General features: G+C 69.9%; 1 protein-coding gene. It reads left to right on the top strand.

Features of this window, described 5'->3' with window-relative positions; genetic code table 11:
- On the top strand, window positions 1-498 hold a 498-nt coding region (locus BC360_RS32255; RefSeq protein ID WP_161491401.1), incomplete at both ends, for a hypothetical protein.

Raw genomic sequence — 498 nt, 5'->3', positions numbered from 1 at the left:
GAGCGCAAGCGCGGCCGGCTGCTGCTGTCGGCGCTGTTTCTCGGTGGCCTCGGCTCGGTGTTTGCCAGCCGCGACGAGGCCGACGGCAATGCGCCGGCGCATCGTCCGGGGCTTGGCGACGGCGAGGCGATGGCGCCGGTGGACGCGCCGCAGGCCGGGCCGGATCTCGCCGGCGCGCTCGATATCGTCGAGGACGTGGCCGATTATTTCCGCGAGCTGATGGCCGACTTCGCGCTGACCACCGGCACGGTTGCAACGGTGACCGGCCGGCTGCGCGCCTCGGTGCGGCTGTCCTTCGACGACGGCCGTCCCGATACCGGCCTTGTCGACGACCGGCCGTTGCAGCAGTCCAAGCGTTCGGCCAACGACAACGACCTGCCGGACTTCGATTTTCCCCGGCTGTCGTCCTTCGGCAACCTGCCGTCGACCGGCGGCCGCAATGACGATGATGACGGCGATGATGACGACGGCAATGGCAACGGCGGCAACAACGGCGGC

Origin of the sequence: Ensifer sp. LC163, from assembly GCF_001695855.1 — a bacterium.
Taxonomy (GTDB): Bacteria; Pseudomonadota; Alphaproteobacteria; order Rhizobiales; family Rhizobiaceae; genus Ensifer.
The sequence above is the reverse complement of the archived record's forward strand: the minus strand, read 5'-3'. Positions and strand labels throughout refer to the sequence as shown.